The sequence below is a fragment of the Pseudoalteromonas sp. SANK 73390 genome (assembly GCF_054966645.1).
On record NZ_ARPN01000029.1, the window covers coordinates 1 to 1,445 of the forward strand.

Genomic DNA, 1,445 nt, shown 5'->3' on the forward strand with positions numbered 1-1,445 from the left:
GCGAGGCGGCGGGGATGGTGCGGGTGGAAGAAGCAATAACCTCCTTGAAGGTAGTGACGGTTCATTAACTGGAGATATAAAGGCTCAATCTCATAACACTCTAGTACAAGCTGGTGAAGAGCTTGGAGTTGATATGGGCGGAGTTGACGCAAGATGGGGAAGCATAAATATTGATGAAAATGGAGGCGGTACAGCAGAGGTGATATGTGATTTGTCGTGCCAAAAAGACGCTGGAGGGCTATTACACGGTAGGGACATGGCAAAGGCTGATTTGTCGGTGACAAGGGTTAGGATGGCTTATCATCAGAGCCAAAGAACTGTGGCTAGAGGTTTATATAAAACAGCAGAATATGCATCTTATGGCGTAATTGGAGTAGAATTAGCTGCAACTTCGGTAGCCAGATGGGCATTTATGAGTGTTTCTGAAAAACTAGCAACTTTCACTGCCGCGGACTTTTCTATTACTCTGACTACAGGGGGGATACCCGAAGTGGTAAAGGGTTATAGTATGGGGCTTCTATATAAAAATTCGGTCCGTGGTATATCGAAATCTGTTCAACCAGTTAAGGGTATTCAACGAGGAAAACCACGCATAAAAATAAATCCAAATACTGGCAAACCTGTAATAGATTATCAAGGTTTGTAAGTTTAGATAGGGCGCGTACTTAAGGTTATTACAGGGATGTAGTGACAATATTGATGTTGTGAAGTGTAACTGTGCAATGCTGAAAGTTAGGTGAAGAAATTGAATGTTAATAAAGATATAAATTATTTTAATAAGATTGCAATAGCACATATTATTTTCTTGATACTCTCCTACGTAGGTATGGATATTTTTTTAGTCAATTATGAGTTAGATGACAATGCATTTTCAAAAAGCTTTTACTTGAAATTAATACTGTGCTTAGCCTACTTTTTCGGAAGTCGAAGCAGTTCTTTTAGTTCAGGGAGCAGCCCATTGGAAGCTACTTTTCATTTCTCCGTATTAAGTCTTACTCTATGGATGTCAGTGATGGCTTTTTTCGGAAATAATGGAAAAAGTAGCTTTACAGGGGTATTTCTCATTTTTGGTGCGTTAAGTGCATTTAATTTAACAGATGAAGTAATAAAGATCCTAAACGAGAAACTATATAAGTCACAAGCTTTGTGCTTAGGTCTTACCCTGTTCCTAAGATGCTTTTTGTTTTTTATGGTAATAATGGCGTTTTATTTTTTTGCTACAGGTGAATGGAGTTGGGATGTTCAGCCATTTTATGAATGGTAAATGTAAGCAAAATAAATAAAATAATAAAGGTGACACCCACTTTTATTTGTTAAGGCAATAAGAGAGCTTTTTTAAAGTGTTAAATAGAATTAGAGTTGCTGTGACCTTAGCTCACTACACTTTGGCTTCAGGTATGAAATCTGCTGGCAACGGTAGTCCAATATCAACGGCAACAAGGGTG

Annotated in this window: 2 protein-coding genes; both read left to right on the forward strand. The window is 38.3% G+C overall.

Features of this window, described 5'->3' with window-relative positions; genetic code table 11:
• A partial coding sequence (locus tag SANK73390_RS02535) for a hypothetical protein (protein WP_462763137.1) occupies window positions 1-646 on the forward strand: 646 nt, incomplete at its 5' end.
• Between the two features lie 99 nt (window positions 647-745).
• The gene (locus SANK73390_RS02540) at window positions 746-1,264 is read left to right on the forward strand and encodes a hypothetical protein (RefSeq protein WP_462763140.1); all 519 of its coding nucleotides are present in this window, start codon (window positions 746-748) and stop codon (window positions 1,262-1,264) included.
• Window positions 1,265-1,445: the final 181 nt, after the last annotated feature.